Origin of the sequence: Hyunsoonleella ulvae (assembly GCF_016827605.1) — a bacterium.
Lineage (GTDB): Bacteria > Bacteroidota > Bacteroidia > Flavobacteriales > Flavobacteriaceae > Jejuia > Jejuia ulvae.
Genome location: NZ_JAEPJQ010000001.1, coordinates 20,192 through 45,498, shown reverse-complemented (window position 1 = coordinate 45,498; position 25,307 = coordinate 20,192). Strand labels below are relative to the sequence as shown.

Here is a 25,307-nt window from a genome sequence, read left to right as displayed (position 1 = left end):
TGATTGATGAACTAGTATTTGGAGCTAATATGTGTTAAAATTGAGTGTCTAGTTGAATATAATCCAAAAATTCACGTCGTGTAGCCATATCTTTAAATTTTCCGCCAAATTCAGAGGTCACTGTACTGCTTTCAATATCGCGTATGCCTCTAGAATTCACACAAAGGTGCTTAGCATCAATAACACATGCCACATCTTTAGTGTTTAAAACATCCTGAAGCTCTTTTACGATTTGAATAGTTAAACGCTCCTGTACTTGAGGTCGTTTGGCAAAATAATCTACAATACGGTTCATTTTAGATAAACCAACCACTGTACCGTTAGAAATGTAAGCTATATGTGCCCTACCTACAATGGGTAACAAATGGTGCTCGCAAGTTGAATACACGGTAATGTTTTTTTCAACTAGCATTTCTCCATATTTGTACTTGTTGTCAAAAGTAGAAGCGCTAGGTTTTCTTTTAGGATCTAAACCACCAAAAATCTCATTGACAAACATTTTTGCTACACGGTTTGGCGTACCACTTAAGCTGTCGTCTGTTAAGTCTAAACCCAGTGTTTCCATGATGTGACGTACATCATCCTTAATGATGTCTATCTTTTCTTCATTTGTAAGTTTAAAGGCATCGCTACGCATTGGTGTGTCTTCTGAAGACCCAATATGTTCATCACCATAAGCATCAAACTCTTCTAAATCGTCAAATTTCATAATTAATAACTGAAAATTTAATTTGCAAAGATAAGCATTTCTTAATTTTAGCTCACAAACGCAATGTTAATAATAAGTGATAAGAAATAATCTATATTTCTCCTATAATTTGGGCGTTACCACAAGGGTCGGGCTTTCACTAGTCGCTCCTCCTTAGGTCGGGAGCTCCACATACCGTTCAATCCCTAACGCAGTTCCGTTTGTTTATACTATTTTGTGCTACTAAGGTAAGTCCCTTTTTGTTTAAAATAATTACAAAAAAAGCCTGAACTTGTGTGGGTTCAGGCTTTCAATTTATTGTATCTAAAATTTAGAATTTAAATATTAAATCCTAGAGTTAATGTGATGTTGGAGTTCTCTCTGTTTATAGTTGCAGCATCAATTAAGCCAACATTAAAAAGCGGGGTTTGGTCTGTACGCTCCCATTTGTCGTATGTAACATCTAATCTTGTGTTTCCAAAATTGTATCCAAAACCTAAAGAAAAACCAGTTAAGTCTCCAACAGTAACACCATCTACATAAGGACTTTCTTCAAATCTGTAACCACCTCTAAAGCTAAATTGTTTGTGCTTATATTCGCCACCAAGCCTGTATGTAGAAGCAGTGGTTAATACGTCACTGATGTCAGCGTTCAAACCTGAAAAATCATTGTCAGGTCTAAATTTAGTTGCACCATAGTTTTTTGTTGAATAATCAAAACTTATAAGACCTTTTTGCCCAAACACATAAGCGGCACTACCTGTAATTCTTGAAGGGGTTTGTAATCTGTATGATGGGTAAATGTTGGTAACTTGTGGGTTGATGGAAACATTTATAGGATCGCCATCGTTTCCTATAGTTCCTAAAAATTGTGAGGTCTCTTCTTCAATGGTGTACCAAGTAGGAGAATCATAAGTTACACCTACCCTAAATTCATCACTTAATTTTAAAATACCACCTAATTGGAATGAAAATCCAGAGCCTCTTGTAGATAGGTTGTTTTCAAATTCAACATCAGTTATGATCGATCCTGCGTTATTATTGTCTTCAAATAGTAAGGTAGAACGATCATAATCAATAAAATGAGAATTAAAGTTGGCTCCTAAATATAAATCATCTCCATATTGTCCTGCAAAGTTTACCGCAATTTTACCGTTGTAACCAGTCGATATAAAAGTATAATCATGATTAAAGTTACCTTCGGCAACATTAAGTAAGTAGTTTGTGTTGTTATCGGCATTTACCTCTGGATCTAGTATAAAAGATTCAAACCCTAAAAACCCTTGTTGGTGTGCAAAACCAAGGTCATTACCAATATTGATGTATGCTTCATCCAAGGTTTCATTTGGAAATGCAGAGATTTCATCTAAACGCAATCCATTGGCGAAATCAAAGAAATAACTACCAATGGTATTATTAAAGTTGTTACTGTTAGTATTAGTACCAACAGCGAACCAACTATCATCAAAATTGTTTGTTCTATCGTATGCTATACCAAGTGTAAACTTTTTCCAAGGTGAGTTACTGGTACTTTTAAAAACAAAAGCAGCACCTCCTTGCGTTAAATCAAAATTAGAATCGTTGGTATTTCCCGCGCCATTAAAATATCGTGTACTATTGTTTAACTCAGAATTAGCCAATGAGAACGAAGCATGGCTTTGGCTAAATACAGCTGAACTTGCAGGATTTATATTCACTGCGCTCATGTCGCCTCCTAAGGCACCAAAAGCACCACTTAATGCTCTAAAACGAGCTGTTCCTTGAATGTTATCTTGAGAATATCGTAACGCATCGCTAATATCTTGACTGTACATTACCGATATGGATAAAAATGCTATGTAAAATAATTGGAGCTTTTTCATATGTTCATTTTTTTTGATGTGTATTGGGCAAAAGTAGCCTGGGTATGTTTAAAATAATCACTGCTATTAAGCAATATGATTATTTTAAACATGATTTAGGCATATTAAATTGTGTTGATTTTTAAGATGTATTAACGTCTTCTTCCTCCAGAGGAACTTCTTGAGCCTCCTGAGCTTCTGGAGCTACCCGATGATCTGGAGTAAGATCCAGAACTTCTTGATGGCGAAGAAGATCTTGAATAAGAACTGCTTCTACTGCTTGAAGAGCTTCTGCTGTAGTTTGAGCTACGGCTAGAAGATCCACCTCTTGAATATGAAGAGGATGAATTTCTTCTGATAGGAGCTGAATATCTACTACTTGAATTAGATGAAGATCTATTGGGTGAGTAAGACGGCTGTCTTGAACTACTTCTTCTCACGGTAGAATTTCTGTTAATTGTAGTAGGGGAGCTAGAACGGTTTACTCTAGACGATGTGCCGTTTACTCTAGTACTATTGGTTCTTCGAGCTGTGCTGTATCTAGACGTTGTTGTGTTGTTATTGTATCTTGAAGCTCTATTGTTACTTGCAACACTAGTTCTGCGTGATGTGCTATTGTATCTCACATTAGAATTTGAGCTTCTTGCAGTAGTTGAAGAGCGCCTTGTACTGGCTATGCTACTTCTTCTTAATGTATTATTGGCACTAGTGTTTCTACCGTACAGAGAAGCACCGCCTCTTCTTGAATTATTAAATGCTAATGTATTACCAAATCTGTTGGCAGCAAAAAACCTATTTCCATAGAATCCTGGAGGACACCAAGCATTCCAGCCCCAACCGAAGCCACCGCCCCAACCAAGGCCTCCGCCCCAGCCAGCATTAAACCATGGGTCGTTCCAGCCCCATCCAAAGCCACCGCCCCAACGGTTCCAGCGATTCCAGCCCCAGTTATTCCAACCCCAACCGAAGCCACCACCCCAGCCAGCGTTAAACCATGGATCCCATCCCCAACCCCAGTTGTTCCAACCGTTGTCTACGATGTTTATGGTAACATTATCATTGGTTTGTCCCCATCCGGCATAGCCTTGATAATCGTTGTATATAGTATCGTTTACAGCAAGGTTTTCATTACCGCTGCTGTAGCTATCTATATCTGTGAAGATTGCACCATTATCAGTTGCAATTTCATATTCCTGAGCTTTGTTTTTAAAGTAATTTTCATAGTAATCATTACCTTCTGCATTTTTGCTTGCATCAACAACTTTTACTTGATTTTGCGCATTATCATTAGTCCCTCCGTAAATCCCATCATTGTCAACACCCACATATTGGTAGGAACCGCAAGATACTAATCCGAAGAACAACCCTAGGATTGCCGCGAATTGTATTTTCGATTTTAAGTAGTTATTAATTTGCATATCTCTATAATTTAATTGTTGAACATAACAAAAATAGTTAGTTTTGCGCAACTATTTTTTTATTTAACATAGTCACAATATTTGTGCCAAAAAAGCGATATGGGAAAAAAATTGACGAGTAGGGCAGAAGATTACTCCAAATGGTATAACGAATTGGTTGTCAAGGCAGATTTGGCGGAGAATTCAGCAGTGAGGGGTTGTATGGTTATTAAACCTTATGGCTATGCTATTTGGGAAAAAATGCAGGCAGAATTAGATAGAATGTTTAAAGAAACAGGACATCAAAATGCGTATTTTCCATTATTTGTGCCCAAAAGTTTATTTGAAGCCGAAGAAAAAAATGCTGAAGGTTTTGCTAAAGAATGTGCGGTTGTAACACATTACAGACTACAATCTGATCCTGAGAATGAAGGGAAGCTTAGGGTAGACCCTAAAGCTAAATTGGAAGAGGAATTGGTAGTACGTCCCACAAGTGAGGCTATTATTTGGAACACATATAGAAATTGGATTCAATCGTATAGAGATTTACCTATATTAATCAACCAATGGGCAAATGTGGTGCGTTGGGAAATGCGTACGCGTTTATTTTTACGTACTGCGGAGTTTTTATGGCAAGAGGGACATACAGCTCATGAAACTAAAGTTGAAGCTATTGAAGAAACTAAGTTGATGAATGGTGTGTATGCAAAATTTGTAGAAAACTTTATGGCTATTCCTGTAGTACAAGGTGTTAAGTCTGAAAGCGAACGTTTTGCTGGTGCGGAGGATACCTATTGTATAGAAGCCTTAATGCAGGATGGTAAAGCACTGCAAGCTGGTACATCTCACTTTTTAGGTCAGAATTTTGCAAAAGCGTTTGATGTAAAGTATGCGAATAAGGAAGGTAAGCAAGATTATGTTTGGGCTACATCTTGGGGTGTTTCAACACGTTTGATGGGAGCTTTAATTATGACACATAGTGATGATAATGGCTTGGTGTTACCACCAAACCTAGCGCCTTATCAAGTAGTTATAGTGCCTATCTATAAAAATGATGAGCAATTTGAAGCTATTGGTAAAGTGGCTGAAGATATCATAAGCGACTTAAGGGATAGAGGTATTTCTGTTAAGTTTGATAAACGGGATACATTACGCCCCGGTGCTAAATTTGCGCAGCATGAATTACAAGGTGTTCCCGTACGTATTGCTATTGGACCAAAAGATTTAGAAAATGAAACCGTTGAAGTGGCCAGGAGGGATACTTTAGAGAAGCAATCCGTAATTTTAGATAGAATAACCGTTGTTGTAGAGGATTTGTTGGAAGAGATACAAGAGCATCTTTTTAATAGGGCTTTAGAGTTTAGGGATTCGCATATTACAACTGTGGATACTTTTGAGGAGTTTAAAGAAGTTTTAGAAACTAAAGGAGGTTTTATCTCTGCACATTGGGATGGCACCAACGAAACCGAAGATAAAATAAAAGAGCTTACCAAGGCTACAATCCGCTGTATTCCTTTGGAAGCAAAAGTAGAAGAAGGTGTTTGTGTGTATTCGGGAAAGCCATCAAACAAGCGTGTTTTATTTGCAAAAGCTTACTAGATTAAATTTTTTTCAAAAAAGTTTCATCTACTGTTGCAACATTTAAAAATAGTTGTATTTTTGCATCCGCAATGGAAACATTGTAGGTTCATTTAAAATAGTAAATAACCAAATGGCCCGTTCGTCTATCGGCTAGGACGCCAGGTTTTCATCCTGGTAAGAGGGGTTCGATTCCCCTACGGGCTACAATTAAATTAAGAAAAAGATAAATGGCAAATCATAAGTCAGCTTTAAAAAGAATTAGAAGTAACGAAGCTAAGCGTGTGTTAAACAAATACCAACACAAAACTACGCGTAATGCTATTAAAAAGTTACGTGAATTAACTGATAAGAAAGAAGCAGAAGCGATGTTTCCTTCGGTTGTTTCAATGTTAGATAAATTAGCTAAAAAAAATGTTATTCATGCTAATAAGGCAGCAAATTTAAAATCAGGTTTAGCAAAGCATATTGCTGCTTTATAGTAGTAAAATAGTTATATAATATATTTAAAAAACCACTCTATCTAGAGTGGTTTTTTATTGGGATATACTTTCCTGTAGTGATTTTAACGTTATAATTCATATACATCCAATTGTCTCGCAATTTTAAATCCTTCTTTTAAGACTAAATTGCTTTCGTTGCTTTCTGTCCTTAATAGTGGGTTTGTATGATTAAAATGAATAAAAACAATTTTATTTTTCTCTTGAGAATCGAGGCGCTCGAATTTTTTTAGGCTTTCAATTACAAAAGGATGCGGAATTTGGGATATATCTCTGTTGTTTATCTCTTCGGCATTAAAAAACGTAGCGTCTAAAAAAGCGTAATCTACTTTTTTTATTTCCTCTACTATATTTTGATTCCATTTTTCCCATTTGTCTATATCGGGAATAAATAATGCTGTTTTGTTTGGGCCTTTAATTTTATATCCAACGGTTTCTGAAAATTCATCTCTATGTGGTACTAAAAAAGGAGTAACTTCTATTGTACTTGATAATTTTACAGGTTTTTGATGCTCTATGCTGTGTAAGACGATATTTTTATTTTTCACTACCTGAGACCAAGGGCCGTTTTCTTCAAGGAAAGTTTTCATTTTAGGCATTACATAGGTAGGTGTTTTTTGCGAGTTCATCGCCTCTTTTCCTAAAAACATTAAACCTGTGTAATGTCCTATATGCGCGTGTGTTATAAAGATTCCATCTATTAGGGAAGGGGTGTTTTTAATTTTTAATTCATCTAATATTTTTGTTTGTGCTCCAATATCAGGAGTAGCCTCGAAAAGGTAAGCTTTATTGTTTTCTGCATCTAGTAATCCCAGAGATACTACATGATTTTTATTCTTAACGTTGTTAAATAAGTTGGCGCAACATGTCTTTTTGCATCCTATTTGTGGAGCTCCTGCATCTTGTGTTGTGCCGAGTATAACGATTGATGTTTTGTTTACATGTGTTTCTTTTAAGAAAGTGTCTTTAGTCGTTGCTTTGGCTGAAGCTTTATTTTGTTCACAACTAAAAAGAATAGTTGTAAAAAACAAAAGGTATAAAGTTTTAGCGTATGTCATACTTAAAGAGGAATTAATCTAATTTAATCCGTTCTCCTCGGTTGGCCAATTCCCAAGCGGTGTAAAAAATAAGTTGGGTTCTTGTCTCTAAAAACTCATAGTTTATTTTGTCTGGAGTGTCACTAGGCTTATGGTAATCATCATGTGTACCGTTAAAATAAAAAATAGCTGGAACGTTATGCTTCGCAAAATTATAGTGATCTGATCTGTAGTAAAAACGATTGGGGTCGTTTTTAGCATTAAAAGTATAATCCAAGTTTAGATTTACTGTGGTTTTATTAATAGAATCTGAAACATTGTGTAGTTCTGTACTCAATCTATCTGAGCCTATTAAATACAGGTAATTTGGTTTGCCTTTGTGTTTTTCATCAACACGACCAATCATATCAATATTTAGGTTAGCAATCGTATTTTTTAAAGGAAAAATAGGGTCTTCATCAGTGTAATATCTAGAGCCAAATAAACCTATTTCCTCGCCTGTTACATGCAAGAACATAACAGAACGTCTTGGTGGAAATCCATCTTTTTCAGCTAATTTAAAAGCTTCAGCTATTTCTAAGATACCAACTGTCCCAGAGCCATCATCATCAGCACCGTTATTAATTTCTCCGCTTTCTGTAATTCCTATGTGATCTAGGTGAGCTGATATCACTAAAACTTCATCAGGTTTTTCATGACCCTTAATATATGCTATTACGTTTTCAGAAGCATTATCTGCTCTATTTTTAAAATATTCTACAGGAATTTCTTGGAAATAGTCGCCCTCAGCGATAGGGGATAAGATACCATTATTAACATACTGTTCTTTAATGAAATTAACTGCTTTTTTTTGTCCAGCTTCTCCTGTTTTTCTGCCTTCAAATTCATCTGAAGCATATGTGTAAAGCATTTCCTTGAGTTCGCTGGCAGTTATTGTTTTTGCGTAAATTTCTGGATTAATAGTACTTCTGGTACTGGTACTTTTATTAGCCTTTTTACAGCTAATTAACAGAAGTATTAAAGACACTGACATTATGAAGAAACTTGTCTTTTTCATGATTTATGATTTTAGGACAACTAAATTAGTTGAAAAATATACTATTTTCGTCAATTGCTACGCGTTCATCTTGGTTAACTAATTGCCATGTTGTAGCAAAAATTAGTTTGGTGCGTTTAGCCAATAACTCGTAATTTATTTTGTCTGGGGTATCCGTAGGTTTAGAATAATCCTCATGTTCACCACTAAAATAGAAAATTACTGGGATATCTTTTTTTGCAAAGTTGTATTGATCTGATCTGGAATAATAATGATTGTGGTCATTTAACGCATTGTATTTATAATCTAGATCGATATCAACATAAGCTTCCTGAACGGCTTCAGAGATATAATGGAGTTCTTTACTAAGTCGGTCAGAGCCTATTAAATAGATGTAATTATCGTCTTCAGTATGCCTATTATCTGTACGACCAATCATATCAATGTTTAGATTGGCAATTGTGTTTTCTAGAGGAAAAACAGGATTTTCAGTATAGAATTCAGAACCGTATTTGCCTATTTCTTCGGCTGTAAAATGCGCAAATAATATGCTTCGTTTTGGTCTATGTCCATTTTGGGCAGCCATTTTAAAAGCTTCAGCTATTTCTAGTAAGGCCACAGTTCCAGAGCCATTATCATCTGCACCGTAATAAACCTCTCCTTTTACAATGCCTTCATGATCCATATGTGCAGATAAAACCAAAATCTCTTCAGGTTTTTCAGCTCCTTTAATATATGCTAAAACATTTTCTGATGCTTTAATATCTTTAGGAAAATAGGATTTAGCTATGCCTTGGAAATAATTATTATTGGCAAAAGGGGAAGGAATGTCAAGGTTAATATAGTATGATTTTATAAACTCTGCTGCTAATTTATGACCTGGCTCTCCCGTCATTCTACCCTCAAAATCTTTTGAAGCAAATTTGTATAGCAACTTCTTGAGTTCGTTAACTGTTATGGTTTCAGCATATTGTTTTACTTGAATGCTGTCTACCATAGAGATGTTATTTTGGAGGTTTTCTATCCTTTCAGAATACCTTGGCGTAGCACAAGTACCAACAAGCGTTAGAAAAGAGATAACGTAAGCAAATTTCATGTTGTTTTGATTTTATTCAAAAGCAACTCACAATCAAAACGTCTTTTCAGTGAGAGAAAACTTTATACCAGTTTTTTTAAGCTGTACAAATATATGAATTAAACGTAAAAAAAAGCCTACTATTCTATCTCAATATCTTCTAGATCAAGTTCTTCAAGTTCTTCTATAGCTTCTTGTTTAGATTCGGTTTCTTTTTCAACCAAAGCTTCTGTATTTCCAACCTCTGTTTTTGTGAAAATTGCCTTATAGGTTGTTAGTCCTAATGCCATGATAGTTAATAGGAAAGAAAATTGAATAATCTTTTTAACCTTACCTGTTTTTTTAGAGAGGTAAAATGCAATTAATCCAAAAATTAGAGCAGTTATTCCGGGGAATATGGCCAAATTTGAGATGGGTAATACGGAAAAGATAATAGTTAGAGCTGAAGCTATCACAGCTAAAATGGTAAATACTTGTTTCATTTCTTTAATTTTTTAGACCAGTTGCAGATTTTATCTTAAGTTCTCCATTACCAACAGGGATTTTAAACTTTCCGTAAACCATTATTTTATTGGCATCAGCAGTAAGCCATACTATATTGTTCCTATTATTTTTTATGACATTGGTGTCGTTACTGCCAACAGCGATTTTGTAACATGTTTTACTGCCTATTGCTGTGTTTATGGTCTCTTTTCCTAAATAGGTAATTTGCGCATTTATTTCTTTTCTATCAAAAATTACCGTAAATGATTTTTTTGTTCCCACAGCCATAGATTCATAATCAAAGAGTCTGATTTTATACAAAGTAGCAACAATATCTTTAGTTCCAGAATTGATCTTAATATCTTTTTTTTCAACCCAATCATTCTTTTTGGTTTGTACTGATTTTACTGTATTTGTTTTATGGCTAAAGGTGTATTTCATGTTTTTGTAATAGCCACCTTCGTTGATGTCTCTTTTGTATAAATAAGGGGTTAGTGTTTTTGGGTTTACATAACTTTCGTATAGGTCTCTAATTTTAAAGAAGTTATCCCATTTTTTATAGGTTACGGCTTTACATTTTAAATGTAAAAGTGTAGCTTTTGATGTTTTTACATTACTGGTTTCTAAAGTTACTTGGGCAATGTCGTTCAACACTCCCGACATATTGTATGATGCTGTATATACCAGTTTTTCGCCAGCTGCAATGGCGGTATTTTGAGCTGAGGATATAAAACTTCCTAAAAAGAGCAGAACAATAAGAAAGTGTTTCATTTACTTGGTATTTTGTGTTTATAACGAAAACATTAACATTTATTGTGCCGAAAATACAATGCGAAATATTATTATGCTAATTTGGGATAAATAATTCCTGTTTTTACCTGTAACAATCTTTAAAAAGATGCGTCATATAAATATCAATCAAATATTTTTAATGACCATCATCATGAAACGAGAAGACAATCAATTAATCGTAGTTACTCATTTAAGCCAGTTAATTTCACTAGTTATAGGATTTGGTAGTTTAATAGTGCCACTAATTCTGTGGGTAACACAAAAAGAAAAGGTATACCAAATGGACGAACATGGTAAAAACATTATAAACTTCCAATTGAGTTTGCTTGTGTATTGCCTTATTTGTATTCCATTAATTTTATTATTTGGTCTAGGCATTTTAGGTTTAATTGTTTTAGGAATCGTATCTATAGTTTTTCCTATTATAAATGCAATCAAGGCTAATAATGGCGAAACTCCAAAATACCCTTTATCTCTTAATTTTATTAGTTAGTTAGAAAAAATGAGATAAACTAAACGCTCACTTCACGGTGGGCGTTTTTTGTTTAGTTATAAAATTGCGTTGGTTAGTCTAAAATACTTAATAATAGATTTATATGTTTCTTAAAACCCATAACAAAAAAGCAGTAACTCAAATTAAGATTACTGCTTCTTCAATATATCGAGATTCCTGCGTTCGCAGGAATGGTATTAACTATTCAACATCACAGGCATTACCAGCATTGTAATTTGTTCTCCATCATCTAAACCATCCACAGGGGTTAGAATCCCTGCACGATTAGGCATGCTCATTTCTAATTGTACATCTGTAGACCCTAGATTATTTAACATCTCGGTTAAAAAACGTGAGTTAAACCCTATTTGCATGTCATCACCTTGATAATCGCATGTTAAACGCTCTTCTGCCTTATTGCTGTAATCAATATCTTCTGCAGAAATATTAAGTTCTGCTCCGGCAATTTTTAATCGTATTTGGTGTGTGGTTTTATTGGAGAAAATACTAACACGACGTACTGAGTTTAAAAATTGAGTTCTGTCTATCGCTAACTTATTGGGATTTTCTTTTGGTATTACAGCCTCATAATTTGGGTATTTACCGTCGATTAAACGGCAAATCAATTCAGAATTTTCAAAAGTAAATTTAGCGTTGGAGTCGTTGTACTCGATGGTAACTTCATCTTCGCTAGCAGCAAGAATGCCTTTTAGTAAGTTTAGCGGTTTTTTAGGCATGATAAACTCTGCTACTTGACTCGCATTTACATCTTCCCTTGTATACTTAACTAGTTTGTGGGCATCAGTAGCCACAAACGTTAAGCCTTCTGTAGAAAACTGAAAAAACACACCACTCATTACAGGGCGTAAATCATCATTTCCAGCGGCAAAAATAGTTTTGCTTATGGCGGTAGCTAAAATATCTCCTAGTATAACTGTTTTACTTGGATTCTCTAGAGCAACTGCTTTTGGGAACTCATCTCCACTGGCATAAGCCAAAGCATATTTACCATGGTTAGAGCTAATTTCAACCGTATTGTTATCCTCAACAATAAAGGTTAATGGTTGTTCTGGGAATGTTTTTAAAGTATCTAGCAATAAACGTGCAGGAATAGCAACGCTACCTTCACTATCACTCTCCACATCTAATGTAGAGGACATGGTTGTTTCTAAATCACTTGCAGAAACGGTTAGTTTTGTATGATCTAACTCAAATAAAAAATTATCTAAAATAGGTAATGTGTTAGAACTATTGATTACACCACCCAACACCTGTAATTGTTTTAAAAGGTAAGTACTTGATACAATAAATTTCATTCGTCTTTATATTTTTTAGAAGTCTTATATTGTTTTACGATTAACCTATTAGCTATTTACAAACTAAATATTTTGTAAAACATATCGTATTTAATGTCTTAAAAATTAGAAAATCGTTACCTACAAATATATCTTAAAGCAACGTTTTATCGAAACAAACTTATTAACAGTTAACTAGCGTATTTTTTCTTTCTGTAGTAGTTAAATCCAAAACCAAATAATGAGAGTAAAGCTATTGGTAATCCAATGTTTAGCAGTTGCCATAGCGTTTTTTCTTCTGCTATTTTTTCTTGGTTTAAAAAGGCAACTTCAATTTCCTTACTACGAATGTTTATAAGTCCATTATCATCTAGAAGATAATTTACCGAGTTGAGTAAAAATTCTTTGTTACCATACAATTTTCCAGTCCATCTATCAAACCCTAATTCTTGGGGCCTGTTACGTACTACATCATTTTTAATCACATCGCCATCAGCAACCACAATCATTTTAGTATCTGTGCTATTCTCTTTTTCGTTAGTGACTTTAAAGGGTTTTACACGATTAGCAAAAGCCGATTTAAACTTGCCTTCTAGTAATACGGCAAGTGTTTGTGTTTCATTTTTAAAAGTTTTAGGGTTGATGGGTTTGGTAACTACATCTAAATTTATTTCTCTTGGCGTGCCCTCCAGTCGGGATAAAGGGGCGGTTTTAAGTAAGATGGTCTTTTTTATATTGTTCTTAAGTGTATCAATAGGGTTTGAGAAATCAAAACGAATTAAATTGAGATTGTTGGTAATAGGATGATTGCTGTTTGAACTGGCTAAAGGCGAATAGGGCCAATTTAAATGTTGAAATTGGGAGTTGCTACCATCTCCAATAGCCAAGGTTATCGGTGCAGAGTAAGGTGTGGCTACCATAACTGGATTAATGCGAACACCGTAGTTAAAAAAGAAATCGGTTAAACCAAGCGTCCTACCTATGGCATAGTTTTTACCAGCATCATTGTACAAACTGTCCTTTTCCATAGCAACGGCATCTATAAGCCATAAACTTTTGCCGCCTTGCATGTTGTATTGGTCTAGAACATACTTTTCCGCTTCAGTAAACGTTTGGGTGGGTTTTGCTGAAATTATTAAATCAAAATTATTTAATTCTTTTAGTGTTTTTTGAGGGCTGTTAATTACGCTATCCAATGTAAACGGTGCAATAAAATAGTATTCGCCCAAGGTTTTGACAAAATCTGCAATGTGCTTGTCTTCTAATTGAGCGTTACCCTTTAAAATTGCTATTTTTTTAGATCTTGGGGTAACCAACTTTTTAAAGCCATTAGCAAAAGCATACTCTAGATGTTGTACCGAATTCGTCACTAATTCCTGTTGGGATGCTCCAATTTTGGTTTTTACTAAAGGTATAATTACGGTTTGTTCGTTATAACTGGCCAATGCCCATGGAAAAATTACTTCTTGGGTAGATTTTCCGTTTTCTTTTACTTCCAATTGCATAGGGGTAAGACCACGTTGTGTCATTACTTGTATGGTTTGTTCACGAGAGGCTTCGTTTTCTAACGGATTAATAAAAGCAAAAACAATATTATCGTTTTCATTGGAAAACTCTTCCAGAAGCTGGCGGGTTTCACGTTGTAACCGTCTAAATTCTGATGGAAAACTTTCGCCTTTTAAAAATACGTCTACGACTATTGGAGAATCGGCTTTATTAGCAATTTCCTTGGCCGAATCACTTAAGGTATACCGTTGGTCTTTTGTTACATCTATGCGTTTGTATACGTAACTGGAAATACTATTTAAAATTAATAAGCCAATAAAAGTTAAAGCGACTTTTTGCAGGTCTTGCTTTTTAAATGTATCAGTTTTAATACCTAAGCAGGTTAGCATAATAAAAAAGATGATGACGCTCAGGAAATAAATAATATCTCTGGAGTCCACAACACCTCGACTTAAGCTTTTGTAGTGGTAATTTATTCCTAATTGTTCTATAAACGTATTAGATGAAAAAGCAATAATACTATCAAAACCTAGAAAGAAGAACAAACAAATGCACACAGATGCAATAAAAGCTATAATTTGATTGCTAGATAATGTAGAGCAAAATACACCAATAGCAGTGTAAGTGGCAGCCAAAAAAAGAAGCCCAACATAGGCGCCAAGCGTGCTTCCTAAATCTAAATTACCAATAGGATTACCTAATTTATATACCGAGTATACATAGAGTAAAGTTGGTAACAATGCCATTAAAATTAAAATATAAGCCCCAAAAAACTTACCCAAAACAATGTTTAAATGCGAAATGGGTTTGGTAAGTAATAATTCTAAAGTACCTTGTTTTTTTTCATCAGAAAAACTGCGCATGGTTACAGCAGGAATAAGAAACAACAAAATCCAAGGTGCTAGTAAAAAGAATGCTGATAACTCTGCAAATCCATAATCTAGGATGTTAAATTCGCTTTTAAACACCCAGAGCAGTAAACCATTTAATATTAAAAAAATAGCAATAACCAAGTAACCTATTGGAGATGCAAAAAATGTGTTTATTTCTTTTTTTAGTAGTGCTAGCATTTAGGTTTTAGTGTTCAGTGTTCAGTGTTCAGTGTTCAGTATTTGGTACTAATTTTTAATTGTTTATCATTAATTACTCATTATTAATCATTCTAGCGTGTCCGACTTATCAACACTCCAAGCCTCAGGCTTTGCATTAAACAATATTTTGGTTTTACTCCAAATACTTTTAAATATATCAGAGTTTCTGTAAAGCTCTAAATCAGTTTCAGAATTCCAATAGCTGTAAGTGAAAAATATATTAGGTTGCGTTTTATCACGATACAATTCAAGAAAATTACAGCCTTCATAACCTCTAATACGTGTTTTGTTCTTCTCGAAAATATCTAGAAAATCATCAACACATTCAGCCTTAAAACTCATTTTTACAATTCGTATCAGCATTATGTTTAGTAAATATCTTGGTTTTGTGGAATAACAGAAACTGTAATAAAATCTATTCCAATAGTATCTCTAACTTGCAAGCCCATTAGGGTGGCTGCACTCCCATGTTTTTTTGAGTCACTTTTATACATTGCAATTTCTAGAAACCCACCAGAATTAAAAACCACTAGGCCCTTGCCTTCATCTTGCCGTTTTTCTTTTGGGATATCAAAATTTACAACATCACTATATTTCTTGTAAATGGTTTTAAACTTGTATTGGCGTGCTGTAATCTCAAACTTGCGTCCTTTTTGGATGGTCTCAAAAAATTGTTTTCTCACATTAGTAACCACATTACCATAATTATCAATATAAATAACACTACCAATAATTTTGGTTTTTTCCTCATTTACATAGGGTTTTAAGTTGTTTATAGGTTTTATGTTGTTTATAGGTTTGCCAATTACTTCTAGGGTTCCGCCACGTGCAATATGGCAAGCCACTTTTACAAAAACATCAAGCACAGGAAAACTAGTTTGGATTTTATCATGAATATTAATTTTAACAATTTTCTCTGGTGCAATTTCAGAACAAATCATGCTCATAATACCATTATTGGCACATATAAAATAATGGTCATCCAGTTTCATCGCAATATGCTTGTTTTCTTCATTTAATTCAGAATCAATACCAATAATATGTATAGTGCCAGATGGGAAGCTGCTATAAGCATTTTGAATGATGTAAGCCGCTTCAGGAATATTAAAAGGCGATATACTATGCGAGATATCAACAATATTCACATTGGGAAGTTCACTATAAATAGCGCCTTTTGTTGCGCCAGTAAAGTGATCTTTCTCTCCAAAATCGGTGGTTAATGTGATGATGGGTACAGACAAATTTGTTGATATGTTTTTAAGGTTAACTCCTCTAAAATTATGTATTTTTGAATTTAGAGAGTATGATATACAAACCTACGTAAAATTTCGATTTAAATTTTCATGTTTAATTCTAAAAAGGAGGTTTATTAACTTAGCGTTATTCAAATTTTAGATTCTGGATATACCAAGCATATCATTGATGTCCTGGGGCATGTATCTCAATTAATGTTTTAAACCCAAACTATATTAAATAAACGCTTTTGAACGAAATTATTATTGAACTCGAAGAAATATCTCCAAAAGAGTTTTTTGGAGCCCAAAATGTAAACATAGAACTTCTTAAAAAGTATTTCCCAAAATTAAAAATTGTAGCACGCGGTAATAAAATCAAAGCTTTTGGCGACGAAGAATTGCTGGAAGAATTTGATAGGCGCATTACAATGCTTTTAAAACATTTTGGTAAGTACAATAAACTTGATGAAAATGTTATAGAGCGTGTGCTTACGAGCCAGAGTAGTGATGATTACACAACATCAAAAGCCAGTGGGGAAACCATAGTGCATGGCGTTGGGGGGAAATTAATAAAAGCCCAAACAGCAAATCAGCGTAAGTTGGTGGAAAGCATGCATAAAAACGCTATGGTTTTTGCTATAGGACCAGCAGGAACGGGAAAAACATACACAGGCGTAGCTCTTGCGGTACAAGCATTAAAAAATAAAGAGGTTAAACGTATAATTTTAACACGTCCTGCAGTAGAAGCAGGGGAAAACCTTGGTTTTTTACCAGGTGATTTACAAGAAAAATTAGACCCATACATGCAACCTCTGTACGATGCGCTGCGTGATATGATTGCTCCAGAAAAGCTAGCGAATTATATAGAGAAAGGCACCATACAAATAGCACCTTTGGCATTTATGCGTGGTAGGACTCTAGATAATGCCTTTGTGATTTTAGATGAAGCGCAAAACACAACCCATGCACAAATGAAAATGTTTTTAACACGTATGGGTAAAAATGCAAAATTCCTATTAACAGGAGATCCGGGGCAAATAGATTTACCACGCCGAACCATTTCAGGGTTAAAAGAAGCGCTTTTAATTTTAAAGAATGTAGACGGTGTGGGGATTATATTTTTAGACGATAAAGACGTTATAAGGCATAAACTAGTTAAGAAAGTAATAGAAGCCTACAAGAGTATAGAGAATAGGGATTAAATGTTTAAGGAGCTACTTCCCGCTTTCCGCTATATCTTTTTTGCAGAAAAAGCAAAAAAGGATGCCGCTGCAATCGGGGCTAAATTATTTACTAGCTTAGGTGCTAAGCTTTAAAAGCAATACAAACCAACCCATAAAAAGGTTAAAAATGAGTAATACAATAATAGATACCAATTTCAATTTTCCGGGACAAAAAAATGTTTATAAAGGAAAAGTTAGGGAGGTATACAATATTAATGATGAGCAGCTGGTAATGATCGCTACAGATCGTTTATCAGCTTTTGATGTAGTAATGCCCAAAGGGATTCCATATAAAGGACAAATACTAAACCAAATAGCCACAACAATGATGGCTGCAACAGAAGATTTAGTACCCAATTGGTTAACAGCCACACCAGATCCGAATGTAGCAGTAGGTCACTTATGTGAACCTTTTAAGGTAGAAATGGTAATACGTGGTTATATGTCTGGCCATGCAGCACGTGAGTATAAAGCAGGAAAACGTATGTTATGCGGAGTGTCTATGCCAGAAGGGATGAAGGAAAATGATGCTTTTCCAGAGCCTATTATCACACCAGCAACTAAGGCAGAAATGGGGGATCATGATGAAGATATTTCTAGAGAAGATATTTTAGCAAAAGGTATCGTTTCAGAAGAAGATTATACTATTCTAGAAGATTACACAAAAAAACTATTCCAAAGAGGATCAGGAATAGCTGCATCCAGAGGTTTAATTCTGGTAGATACCAAATACGAGTTTGGTAAAACTAAAGATGGGGAGATAGTTTTGATAGATGAGATACATACACCAGATTCTTCAAGGTATTTTTATGCAGAGGGCTACGAAGACCGTCAAGCAAAAGGCGAGCCGCAAAAGCAACTATCAAAAGAGTTTGTGCGCCAATGGTTAATTTCTAATAATTTTCAGGGTTTGGAAGGGCAAACTGTGCCTCATATGAGTGATGCATATATCCAAACCGTTTCTGAGCGTTACATTGAGCTTTACGAAAATATTACAGGGGAAACCTTTGATAAGGCAGATGTCTCTGATATACAAAAGCGTATTGAGGAGAATGTTTTGGGGTATTTAAAATAAATCCAAGCTATAAAACCTCAAGCAAGTCTTTAGGTTGCTCTAAAATAACGTTAGCCCCTTGAGCAATAAGTTCGGCTTTGTCTCTAAAACCCCAACTAACCCCAACGGCAAGCGTATTTGCATTTTTGGCAACTTTAATATCAACATTGGTATCACCAACATAAATACTTTCTTCAGGTTTTACATTTAAAGTATTGCAAATTTCTAGAAGGATCTTCGGATTAGGTTTTTTAAGCGCTTCTTCTTTTAAACCCAATATTGGATAAATATAGTTTGGTAATATAGTTGTTGCAACCTTTTTAGTTAAGCTATCTTCTTTATTAGATAGTATGGCTAACTTAATATTTTTAGATTTTAATGTTTCTAAAAGTTCTAAAATACCCGGATAAGGCTGTGTTTTATTAGTGCAATTTTTACTGTAAACATCTAGCATTTCTTCAAGGCATGTGTTTATAAGCTCAGGTTTTTCAGGAGATTCTGGAAGTGTTTTTACAACAAGACTTCTTACGCCATGCCCCACAAAGGTTTTGTATGTTTCGTAGTCAAATGTTTTATAATTGTGCTTTAAGAGTACGTTATTCATGGCATCCGCTATATCATAAATTGAATTTACCAGCGTTCCATCCAAATCAAAAATTACAGCCTTATATTTCATGCGTCAAATCTAGCAATAATATTAAATACGTGTAGCCTTTAACAGCAATTCTGTTAAAATAACTAGTAATAATTCTTTTTTAAAAAAAGGTTAAAGTGTTTTAAAAACCAGTAGTTCGCTCTGTTTGTCTCAACTTGTTTTTTAGAACATCATTGTTGAGGAAGTCTAGAATCTCATCAAAGTTGTCATGCATAGGAGAGCTAGATGTATTATGGGGTTCGCCTAATTTGGAATGTAGATAATAAGGCTGCCCAATTGCTTTTAGTTTATTAGCAATTGCTCTAGAACCATAAAGTATTAAATGGCCTTTTTCGTCTTCATTGCAAAAATGATGAGGAGCAACATCAAAGGGCACATATTCATCATCAGTACCGTGAAAAAGCAATGTGGGAACAGCCTCTTGCGCGTTTATACGATCTAGAGTAGGTATTGCGCCAGACATACTAATTACTCCTGCAAATTTAAATTTAGAAGGTAAAATTCTATTTTTAAAGACATACACCAAATTTAAGCTTGCCTCTGCACCAGAGCTGGTACCGCATACCACAACTTTAGTTGGGTTTATTTTAAAAGTATCCTTACGATCCAATAAAAACTTTACGGCATAACTAATGTCCTTACTAGTGGTATTAAAGGCCTTAATCTTGTGTTTTGCCTTTACATCACAGCCAAACCCTTTGTTTTTCATGGTTAAGCGATATGATATTGAAGCTACCGAGAATCCCTGATCAGAAAGGTTTTGAGCAAAGTCAGCTATATAGTTTGCATCCCTATTTCCGCTAGCAAACCCACCACCATGAACATATATAATAAGCGGTGCTGCACTATTTTTATACTTAGAGGGATAAAAATCAAGTTTTAGTGTGTCCTTTTTGATGATTTTATAGACATGCGTAGTTTTTTGAGTCAAAATATCATCGACACTATCAAACAACATGGTACTTTTTTGAAGAATAAAAAGCGCTAAAATTAAATAAAACAACTTCATAACTTAAACTTGGTCGTTGTATACATCAATTCCTTTTAAGTTTATTAAACAATAGTTTTATTTTCGTGTAGATGTAGGTATTGCTTCTGGCATAATAAAACGCTATTAAACAAACTATGATGATAAATACTAGCGCGCCTATTATGGCCTCTTTAGGTGATAACGCCTTATTCCAAAAGCTATTTAGTCCCAAACCAGTAAAGCTTCCGTACAATACCACAAAATGGATAATATAAATGGACAACGTTTTTTGACCGATTTTCAGGATGATTGAAGCTTTTATATAGCGTTCAAAAAGATAAAATATACCAAATAGGACTAGAACATTGCCTAATCTTTTAAATAAGTAGTTAAAGTTTGCGCTATCATGAAATAATTGAATATCCGTTAATTGGTATAGTTTAATGAGTAACCATGAGGAATGATAAATAAGAAAAAAGCCAACTGCTAAAAAGCTTATGATGGTTAATAATTTAAATTTGTTTTTTTCTATATGTCGGTAAAATACTGTAGCAATAAAAGCACCAAATGCCGAAAAACCGAACCATGGTATTATGGTGAATACCGATCCGTTTTCTTTCGATACATAATTGGCAAAAACTAATGGTATGTTGTTAAGATGCAACTCTCTATACAAGGGTTCTGTAACAAAACATAAGGTTCCTATTGCAAATAAAATGATAGAAAATAGATAGCTGTATTTTTTTAATATAATATGTAAGATTATAAGTATAATAATGGATAGACCGATGCATTGCAAAACATCTACAATTAAAAAATGTGTATTGAAACCATCGTATATCCAATGCTGGAAATTGATCCGTAACAAGTAACCAGTGCCAATTAACAATATGCCTCTAAAAAACCCTTTTTTTATTCTTATCAGGTCAGATTTATTTTGGTAAGCTCTAAGCAGTAAGAATGTAAAAATAAGTCCAGAAATTGTAAAAAATGTTGGTGCAGTAATGCCTCTAAAATACCTCCATGTATTATAAATCACACTAGTATTGTCCTTATAAATAGGGTCTAAAAGGGTGTCTATAAAGTGTCCTTGCAACATCATTAAAATAGCAAAAGCCCTTACGGCATCTACAAAATACAGGCGAATGCTTTTTTTCATGATTATAAATTATACTTGATCACTATCTTATTTTGTGTTCATAAAGGTAACATTCTATAGCTTCTAAATAAATTATATGTTTTTTTACAAAATTCAAAAAAGGTTATATATTCACATGCTAATCATAACTAAATATGACTAAAAATAAAAATGCCAAAGCGTACTGGAAAGAAAATATAAAGTATGTTTTGTTGCTACTACTCGTTTGGTTTCTCGTTTCTTTTGGAGCCGGGATATTGTTTAAGGACACATTAAATACCATTACTATTGGAGGATTTAAATTAGGCTTTTGGTTTGCACAACAAGGTTCAATGTATGTATTTGTGATTTTGATTTTTGTGTATGTACGTATCATGAATAAACTAGATAAAAAGTACGGTTATGATACATAGTTTGATAGTTGAAGGAATAGGAGTGCAAAATTGGACCTATATTTTAGTGGGTATTACATTTGCTATTTACATTGGTATAGCTATTTGGTCCAGAGCGTCATCAACCAAAGAGTTTTATGTTGCAGGAGGGGGAGTATCACCACTTGCCAATGGTATGGCTACTGCTGCCGATTGGATGAGTGCCGCTTCCTTTATCTCTATGGCAGGGATTATATCCTTTGCAGGATATGACGGAGCAGTATATTTAATGGGATGGACAGGAGGATATGTATTATTGGCCTTACTTTTAGCACCTTATTTACGCAAATTTGGAAAATTTACAGTACCCGATTTTATTGGGGATAGATACTATTCTAAAACAGCTCGTTTTGTAGCGGTACTTTGTGCGCTTTTAGTGTCGTTTACATATGTAGCCGGACAGATGCGTGGCGTTGGTATAGTATTTTCTAGGTTTTTAGAGGTAGATATTAATACAGGTGTCATCATCGGGATGCTTATTGTGCTGTTTTATGCCGTTTTAGGAGGTATGAAAGGCATAACCTATACACAGGTAGCACAATATTGTGTATTGATTTTTGCATTTATGGTACCAGCTATTTTTATTTCAATACAGATGACGGGAAACCCCATTCCACAATTTGGGTTTGGAGATACATTATCTGACGGATCTGGTGCTTATTTGTTAGATAAATTAGATGGATTAAGTACAGAATTAGGTTTTGCTGAGTATACCGAAGGTTCCAAATCTATGATGGATGTGTTTGCAATTACCTTAGCATTAATGGTTGGTACGGCAGGTTTACCCCATGTAATTGTTCGTTTTTTTACTGTAAAACGTGTAAAAGACGCCAGAAAATCTGCAGGTATAGCCTTGTTGCTAATCGTGATTTTATATACCACGGCACCAGCCGTTGCAGCTTTTGCAAGAACAAATTTAATTGAAACCGTTTCTAATAAACCTTATGCAGAGGTACCAGAATGGTTTAGTAAATGGGAGGAAACCAAACTGATAAGTTTTACGGATAAGAATAACGATGGTATCATTCAATACGTAAAAGGAGATGCTTATTTAAAAAATGAAGACGGAAAGGTGGATTTTACCCAACCTAATCCCAATAGTAAAAATGAGCTTTATGTGGATAGGGATATTATGGTGTTGGCAAATCCAGAGATTGCCAGATTGCCAAACTGGGTAATAGCACTTGTTGCCGCAGGCGGATTGGCAGCGGCTTTATCTACGGCAGCAGGGTTATTGTTGGTAATATCTTCATCAGTATCTCATGATTTGATTAAAAAAATTATAAAACCTTCAATTTCGGAAAAAGGGGAGTTGGTGGCGGCACGTTTATCGGCGGTGGGAGCTGTTTGCGTTGCAGGTTATTTTGGAATTAACCCCCCTGGTTTTGTAGCTGCAGTTGTGGCCTTGGCTTTTGGTTTGGCGGCAGCCTCTTTTTTCCCAGCTATAATTCTAGGAATATTTTATAAGCGTATGAATAAAGAAGGAGCTATAGCGGGAATGGTGGTAGGCATAATCGCTATGTTACTATATATGATAAAATATAAATTGGGATGGTTTGATGACACGCTTCCAGATAAAAGCGAATGGTGGTTTGGTATTTCACCCGAAGGTTTTGGTACGGTTGCCATGATTTTAAATTTTGTGGTATCAATAGTTATTATGAAGTTGACCAAAGCACCACCAGAAGATGTGCAAGATATTGTAGAAAATATTAGGATACCAAGTGGGGCGGGAGATGCTGTAGAGCATTAATATCTACACTATTTGTTTCTATCTACAAGCATATGTTATTTGTAGAAAAACTTAGTAAGATTTTATTAATTTATCTATTTTAGGTCGCCACTAAATTAGATATTAATATTAATTAAGAAAACGCATGAGTAATTACCACATAAAACACTTAGAAGAATATTATCAAGTTTACCGAAAATCAGTACGGGAACCCGAACAATTCTGGGAGGAAGTGGCCGAAGAACACTTTTTATGGTATAAGAAGTGGGACAATGTATTGTCTTGGGATTTTTCAAAGCCTGAAGTAAAGTGGTTTGAAGGAGCGAAGTTAAATATTACGGTAAATTGTATTGATCGCCATTTAACAACGAATGCCAACAAGACGGCTATTTTGTTTGAACCTAATAATCCAAACGAAACCGCAGAGCATATTACATACCAGCAATTACATGAACGTGTGTGCCAATTTGCTAATGTTTTGAAAGCTAATGGTATTACAAAAGGGGATAGAGTATGCATTTATCTTCCTATGATTCCTGAATTAGCGATTGCTACTTTAGCCTGTGCTAGAATTGGTGCTGTACATTCTGTGGTATTTGCAGGATTTTCTTCAACAGCCTTAGCTACCAGAATTAATGATAGCGATTGTAAAATGGTAATTACTAGTGATGGTTCTTACAGAGGGGCAAAAACTATTGATTTAAAAGGTATAGTGGATGAGGCTTTAGAGGAATGTCCTTGTGTAGACACTGTTTTAGTGGCAAAACGTATTAATTCAGATATCAATATGGTTGAAGGGCGTGATGCCTGGTTACAGCCTTTGCTAGAAAAAGCAGATAAAGTATGTGCGCCAGAAATCATGGATGCTGAAGATCCTTTGTTTATTCTATACACATCAGGGTCTACAGGGATGCCAAAAGGTATGGTGCACACCACAGCTGGCTACATGATTTATACAGCTTATACGTTTAAAAACGTGTTTCAATATAAAGAAGGGGATGTGTATTGGTGTACTGCAGATATTGGCTGGATTACAGGGCATAGTTATATTATATATGGACCTTTGGCCAATGGGGCAACAACGGTTATGTTTGAAGGGGTACCAAGTTATCCAGATTATGGTCGTTTTTGGGATATTGTAGATAAACATAAGGTAAATCAGTTTTATACCGCACCAACAGCTATTAGAGCTCTGGCCAAAGAAGGGTTAGGTCTGGTAGAAAAATACGATTTGTCTTCTTTAAAAGTTTTGGGTTCCGTTGGAGAGCCTATAAATGAAGAAGCTTGGCATTGGTACAATGACAATATTGGTAAAAATAGAAGTCCGATAGTGGATACTTGGTGGCAAACTGAGACAGGAGGTATCATGATTACCCCTATACCTTTTGCAACACCAACAAAACCAACATATGCTACATTGCCGTTTCCTGGCATTCAACCTGCTTTAATGGATGAAAATGGGAAAGAATTAAAAGAAAATCAGGTAAATGGACGTTTGTGTATCAAATTTCCTTGGCCATCGATGGCAAGAACTATTTGGGGAAATCATCAGCGTTACAAAGACACGTATTTTTCTGCTTTTGAAAATAAATATTTTACTGGAGACGGTGCCTTGCGTGATGAGGTAGGATACTATAGAATTACAGGTAGGGTGGATGATGTAATTATAGTTTCAGGTCATAACTTAGGAACAGCTCCAATAGAAGATGCAATAAATGAGCATCCAGCAGTAGCAGAAAGTGCTATTGTGGGCTTTCCGCATGATATTAAAGGTAATGCCCTTTACGGATATGTTATCTTAAAAGATGTTGGAGAAACCAGAGACCAAAATAATTTACGTAAGGAAATCAACCAAATTATCACAGAACATGTAGGGCCAATTGCAAAATTGGATAAAATTCAGTTTACTCAAGGTTTACCTAAAACACGTTCAGGTAAAATTATGAGGCGTATTTTAAGAAAAATTGCGAGTAACGATACAAGTAACCTCGGTGATACAAGTACATTATTGAATCCTGAAGTGGTTCAGGATATTATGGATAATGTGTTGTAAGGTT

Annotated in this window: 23 protein-coding genes and 1 tRNA gene; 9 read left to right on the top strand and 15 right to left on the bottom strand. The window is 34.8% G+C overall.

Annotated features, from left to right (window positions below; genetic code table 11):
• Positions 1 to 34: 34 nt before the first annotated feature.
• The 3 genes from folE to JS605_RS00195 all read right to left on the bottom strand — a co-directional run bounded on the left by folE (position 35) and on the right by JS605_RS00195 (position 3,947).
• Positions 35 to 709 (bottom strand): GTP cyclohydrolase I FolE, encoded by a 675-nt coding sequence (gene folE, locus JS605_RS00205; protein WP_203255697.1) that lies wholly within the window; start codon positions 707 to 709, stop codon positions 35 to 37.
• Positions 710 to 1,026: 317 nt separating this feature from the next.
• On the bottom strand, positions 1,027 to 2,550 hold the full coding sequence (locus JS605_RS00200) for an OmpP1/FadL family transporter (RefSeq protein ID WP_203255696.1): 1,524 nt from the start codon (positions 2,548 to 2,550) through the stop codon (positions 1,027 to 1,029).
• A gap of 131 nt (positions 2,551 to 2,681) precedes the next feature.
• Complete coding sequence (locus JS605_RS00195; protein ID WP_203255695.1) at positions 2,682 to 3,947, bottom strand: hypothetical protein; 1,266 nt, start codon at positions 3,945 to 3,947, stop codon at positions 2,682 to 2,684.
• A 99-nt stretch (positions 3,948 to 4,046) separates the two neighbouring features.
• On the opposite strand from JS605_RS00195, the gene proS reads away from it, so the two are divergent.
• The 3 genes from proS to rpsT all read left to right on the top strand — a co-directional run bounded on the left by proS (position 4,047) and on the right by rpsT (position 5,986).
• On the top strand, positions 4,047 to 5,525 hold the full coding sequence (gene proS / locus JS605_RS00190; RefSeq protein WP_203255694.1) for a proline--tRNA ligase: 1,479 nt from the start codon (positions 4,047 to 4,049) through the stop codon (positions 5,523 to 5,525).
• 114 nt (positions 5,526 to 5,639) lie between these two features.
• A tRNA-Glu gene (locus JS605_RS00185) sits at positions 5,640 to 5,711 on the top strand.
• 23 nt (positions 5,712 to 5,734) lie between these two features.
• Entirely contained in the window at positions 5,735 to 5,986 is a 252-nt protein-coding gene (gene rpsT / locus JS605_RS00180) for a 30S ribosomal protein S20 (RefSeq protein ID WP_203255693.1), read from the top strand.
• 89 nt (positions 5,987 to 6,075) lie between these two features.
• Here rpsT and JS605_RS00175 read toward each other — a convergent pair whose 3' ends face one another.
• The 5 genes from JS605_RS00175 to JS605_RS00155 all read right to left on the bottom strand — a co-directional run bounded on the left by JS605_RS00175 (position 6,076) and on the right by JS605_RS00155 (position 10,406).
• Complete coding sequence (locus JS605_RS00175) at positions 6,076 to 7,062, bottom strand: MBL fold metallo-hydrolase (RefSeq protein WP_203255692.1); 987 nt, start codon at positions 7,060 to 7,062, stop codon at positions 6,076 to 6,078.
• Positions 7,063 to 7,075: 13 nt separating this feature from the next.
• A complete protein-coding gene (locus JS605_RS00170) occupies positions 7,076 to 8,098 on the bottom strand; it encodes a M28 family metallopeptidase (protein ID WP_203255691.1) in 1,023 nt (340 codons plus the stop codon).
• A 25-nt stretch (positions 8,099 to 8,123) separates the two neighbouring features.
• Entirely contained in the window at positions 8,124 to 9,173 is a 1,050-nt protein-coding gene (locus JS605_RS00165; RefSeq protein ID WP_203255690.1) for a M28 family peptidase, read from the bottom strand.
• 119 nt (positions 9,174 to 9,292) lie between these two features.
• Positions 9,293 to 9,634 carry an FUSC family protein gene (locus JS605_RS00160; protein WP_203255689.1) on the bottom strand — a complete coding sequence of 114 codons (342 nt, stop codon included), beginning with the start codon at positions 9,632 to 9,634 and terminating at the stop codon, positions 9,293 to 9,295.
• Between the two features lie 4 nt (positions 9,635 to 9,638).
• Positions 9,639 to 10,406, bottom strand: coding sequence for a DUF3108 domain-containing protein (locus JS605_RS00155; RefSeq protein WP_203255688.1), 768 nt, complete (start codon positions 10,404 to 10,406; stop codon positions 9,639 to 9,641).
• Between the two features lie 127 nt (positions 10,407 to 10,533).
• Here JS605_RS00155 and JS605_RS00150 point away from each other — a divergent pair, with 127 nt between their 5' ends.
• Entirely contained in the window at positions 10,534 to 10,920 is a 387-nt protein-coding gene (locus tag JS605_RS00150; RefSeq protein ID WP_239000214.1) for a DUF4870 domain-containing protein, read from the top strand.
• A gap of 197 nt (positions 10,921 to 11,117) precedes the next feature.
• On the opposite strand, the gene dnaN is transcribed toward JS605_RS00150, so the two are convergent.
• From dnaN to JS605_RS00130, 4 genes are all read right to left on the bottom strand, one after another.
• Entirely contained in the window at positions 11,118 to 12,236 is a 1,119-nt protein-coding gene (gene dnaN, locus JS605_RS00145; RefSeq protein ID WP_203255687.1) for a DNA polymerase III subunit beta, read from the bottom strand.
• A gap of 170 nt (positions 12,237 to 12,406) precedes the next feature.
• Positions 12,407 to 14,791 carry a gliding motility-associated ABC transporter substrate-binding protein GldG gene (gldG, locus tag JS605_RS00140; protein ID WP_203255686.1) on the bottom strand — a complete coding sequence of 795 codons (2,385 nt, stop codon included), beginning with the start codon at positions 14,789 to 14,791 and terminating at the stop codon, positions 12,407 to 12,409.
• 87 nt (positions 14,792 to 14,878) lie between these two features.
• Complete coding sequence (locus JS605_RS00135) at positions 14,879 to 15,175, bottom strand: putative quinol monooxygenase (RefSeq protein ID WP_203255685.1); 297 nt, start codon at positions 15,173 to 15,175, stop codon at positions 14,879 to 14,881.
• Between the two features lie 5 nt (positions 15,176 to 15,180).
• Complete coding sequence (locus JS605_RS00130) at positions 15,181 to 16,053, bottom strand: SAM hydrolase/SAM-dependent halogenase family protein (protein ID WP_203255684.1); 873 nt, start codon at positions 16,051 to 16,053, stop codon at positions 15,181 to 15,183.
• 242 nt (positions 16,054 to 16,295) lie between these two features.
• Here JS605_RS00130 and JS605_RS00125 point away from each other — a divergent pair, with 242 nt between their 5' ends.
• Both JS605_RS00125 and JS605_RS00120 read left to right on the top strand, forming a co-directional pair.
• Entirely contained in the window at positions 16,296 to 17,249 is a 954-nt protein-coding gene (locus JS605_RS00125; RefSeq protein ID WP_203255683.1) for a PhoH family protein, read from the top strand.
• 148 nt (positions 17,250 to 17,397) lie between these two features.
• Positions 17,398 to 18,345, top strand: a complete 948-nt coding sequence (locus JS605_RS00120; protein WP_203255682.1) for a phosphoribosylaminoimidazolesuccinocarboxamide synthase — start codon at positions 17,398 to 17,400, stop codon at positions 18,343 to 18,345.
• Positions 18,346 to 18,352: 7 nt separating this feature from the next.
• On the opposite strand, the gene JS605_RS00115 is transcribed toward JS605_RS00120, so the two are convergent.
• The 3 genes from JS605_RS00115 to JS605_RS00105 all read right to left on the bottom strand — a co-directional run bounded on the left by JS605_RS00115 (position 18,353) and on the right by JS605_RS00105 (position 21,108).
• Complete coding sequence (locus tag JS605_RS00115; RefSeq protein WP_203255681.1) at positions 18,353 to 19,000, bottom strand: HAD family hydrolase; 648 nt, start codon at positions 18,998 to 19,000, stop codon at positions 18,353 to 18,355.
• 100 nt (positions 19,001 to 19,100) lie between these two features.
• Positions 19,101 to 19,988, bottom strand: a complete 888-nt coding sequence (locus JS605_RS00110) for an alpha/beta hydrolase (protein ID WP_203255680.1) — start codon at positions 19,986 to 19,988, stop codon at positions 19,101 to 19,103.
• Positions 19,989 to 20,013: 25 nt separating this feature from the next.
• Complete coding sequence (locus JS605_RS00105) at positions 20,014 to 21,108, bottom strand: heparan-alpha-glucosaminide N-acetyltransferase domain-containing protein (protein ID WP_203255679.1); 1,095 nt, start codon at positions 21,106 to 21,108, stop codon at positions 20,014 to 20,016.
• A 134-nt stretch (positions 21,109 to 21,242) separates the two neighbouring features.
• Between JS605_RS00105 and JS605_RS00100 the strand changes: the two genes are divergently transcribed.
• The 3 genes from JS605_RS00100 to acs all read left to right on the top strand — a co-directional run bounded on the left by JS605_RS00100 (position 21,243) and on the right by acs (position 25,303).
• Positions 21,243 to 21,500 carry a DUF4212 domain-containing protein gene (locus JS605_RS00100; RefSeq protein WP_203255678.1) on the top strand — a complete coding sequence of 86 codons (258 nt, stop codon included), beginning with the start codon at positions 21,243 to 21,245 and terminating at the stop codon, positions 21,498 to 21,500.
• A gap of 16 nt (positions 21,501 to 21,516) precedes the next feature.
• Positions 21,517 to 23,271 carry a sodium:solute symporter family protein gene (locus JS605_RS00095; protein WP_203256699.1) on the top strand — a complete coding sequence of 585 codons (1,755 nt, stop codon included), beginning with the start codon at positions 21,517 to 21,519 and terminating at the stop codon, positions 23,269 to 23,271.
• A 124-nt stretch (positions 23,272 to 23,395) separates the two neighbouring features.
• Positions 23,396 to 25,303 carry an acetate--CoA ligase gene (gene acs, locus JS605_RS00090; RefSeq protein ID WP_203255677.1) on the top strand — a complete coding sequence of 636 codons (1,908 nt, stop codon included), beginning with the start codon at positions 23,396 to 23,398 and terminating at the stop codon, positions 25,301 to 25,303.
• Positions 25,304 to 25,307: the final 4 nt, after the last annotated feature.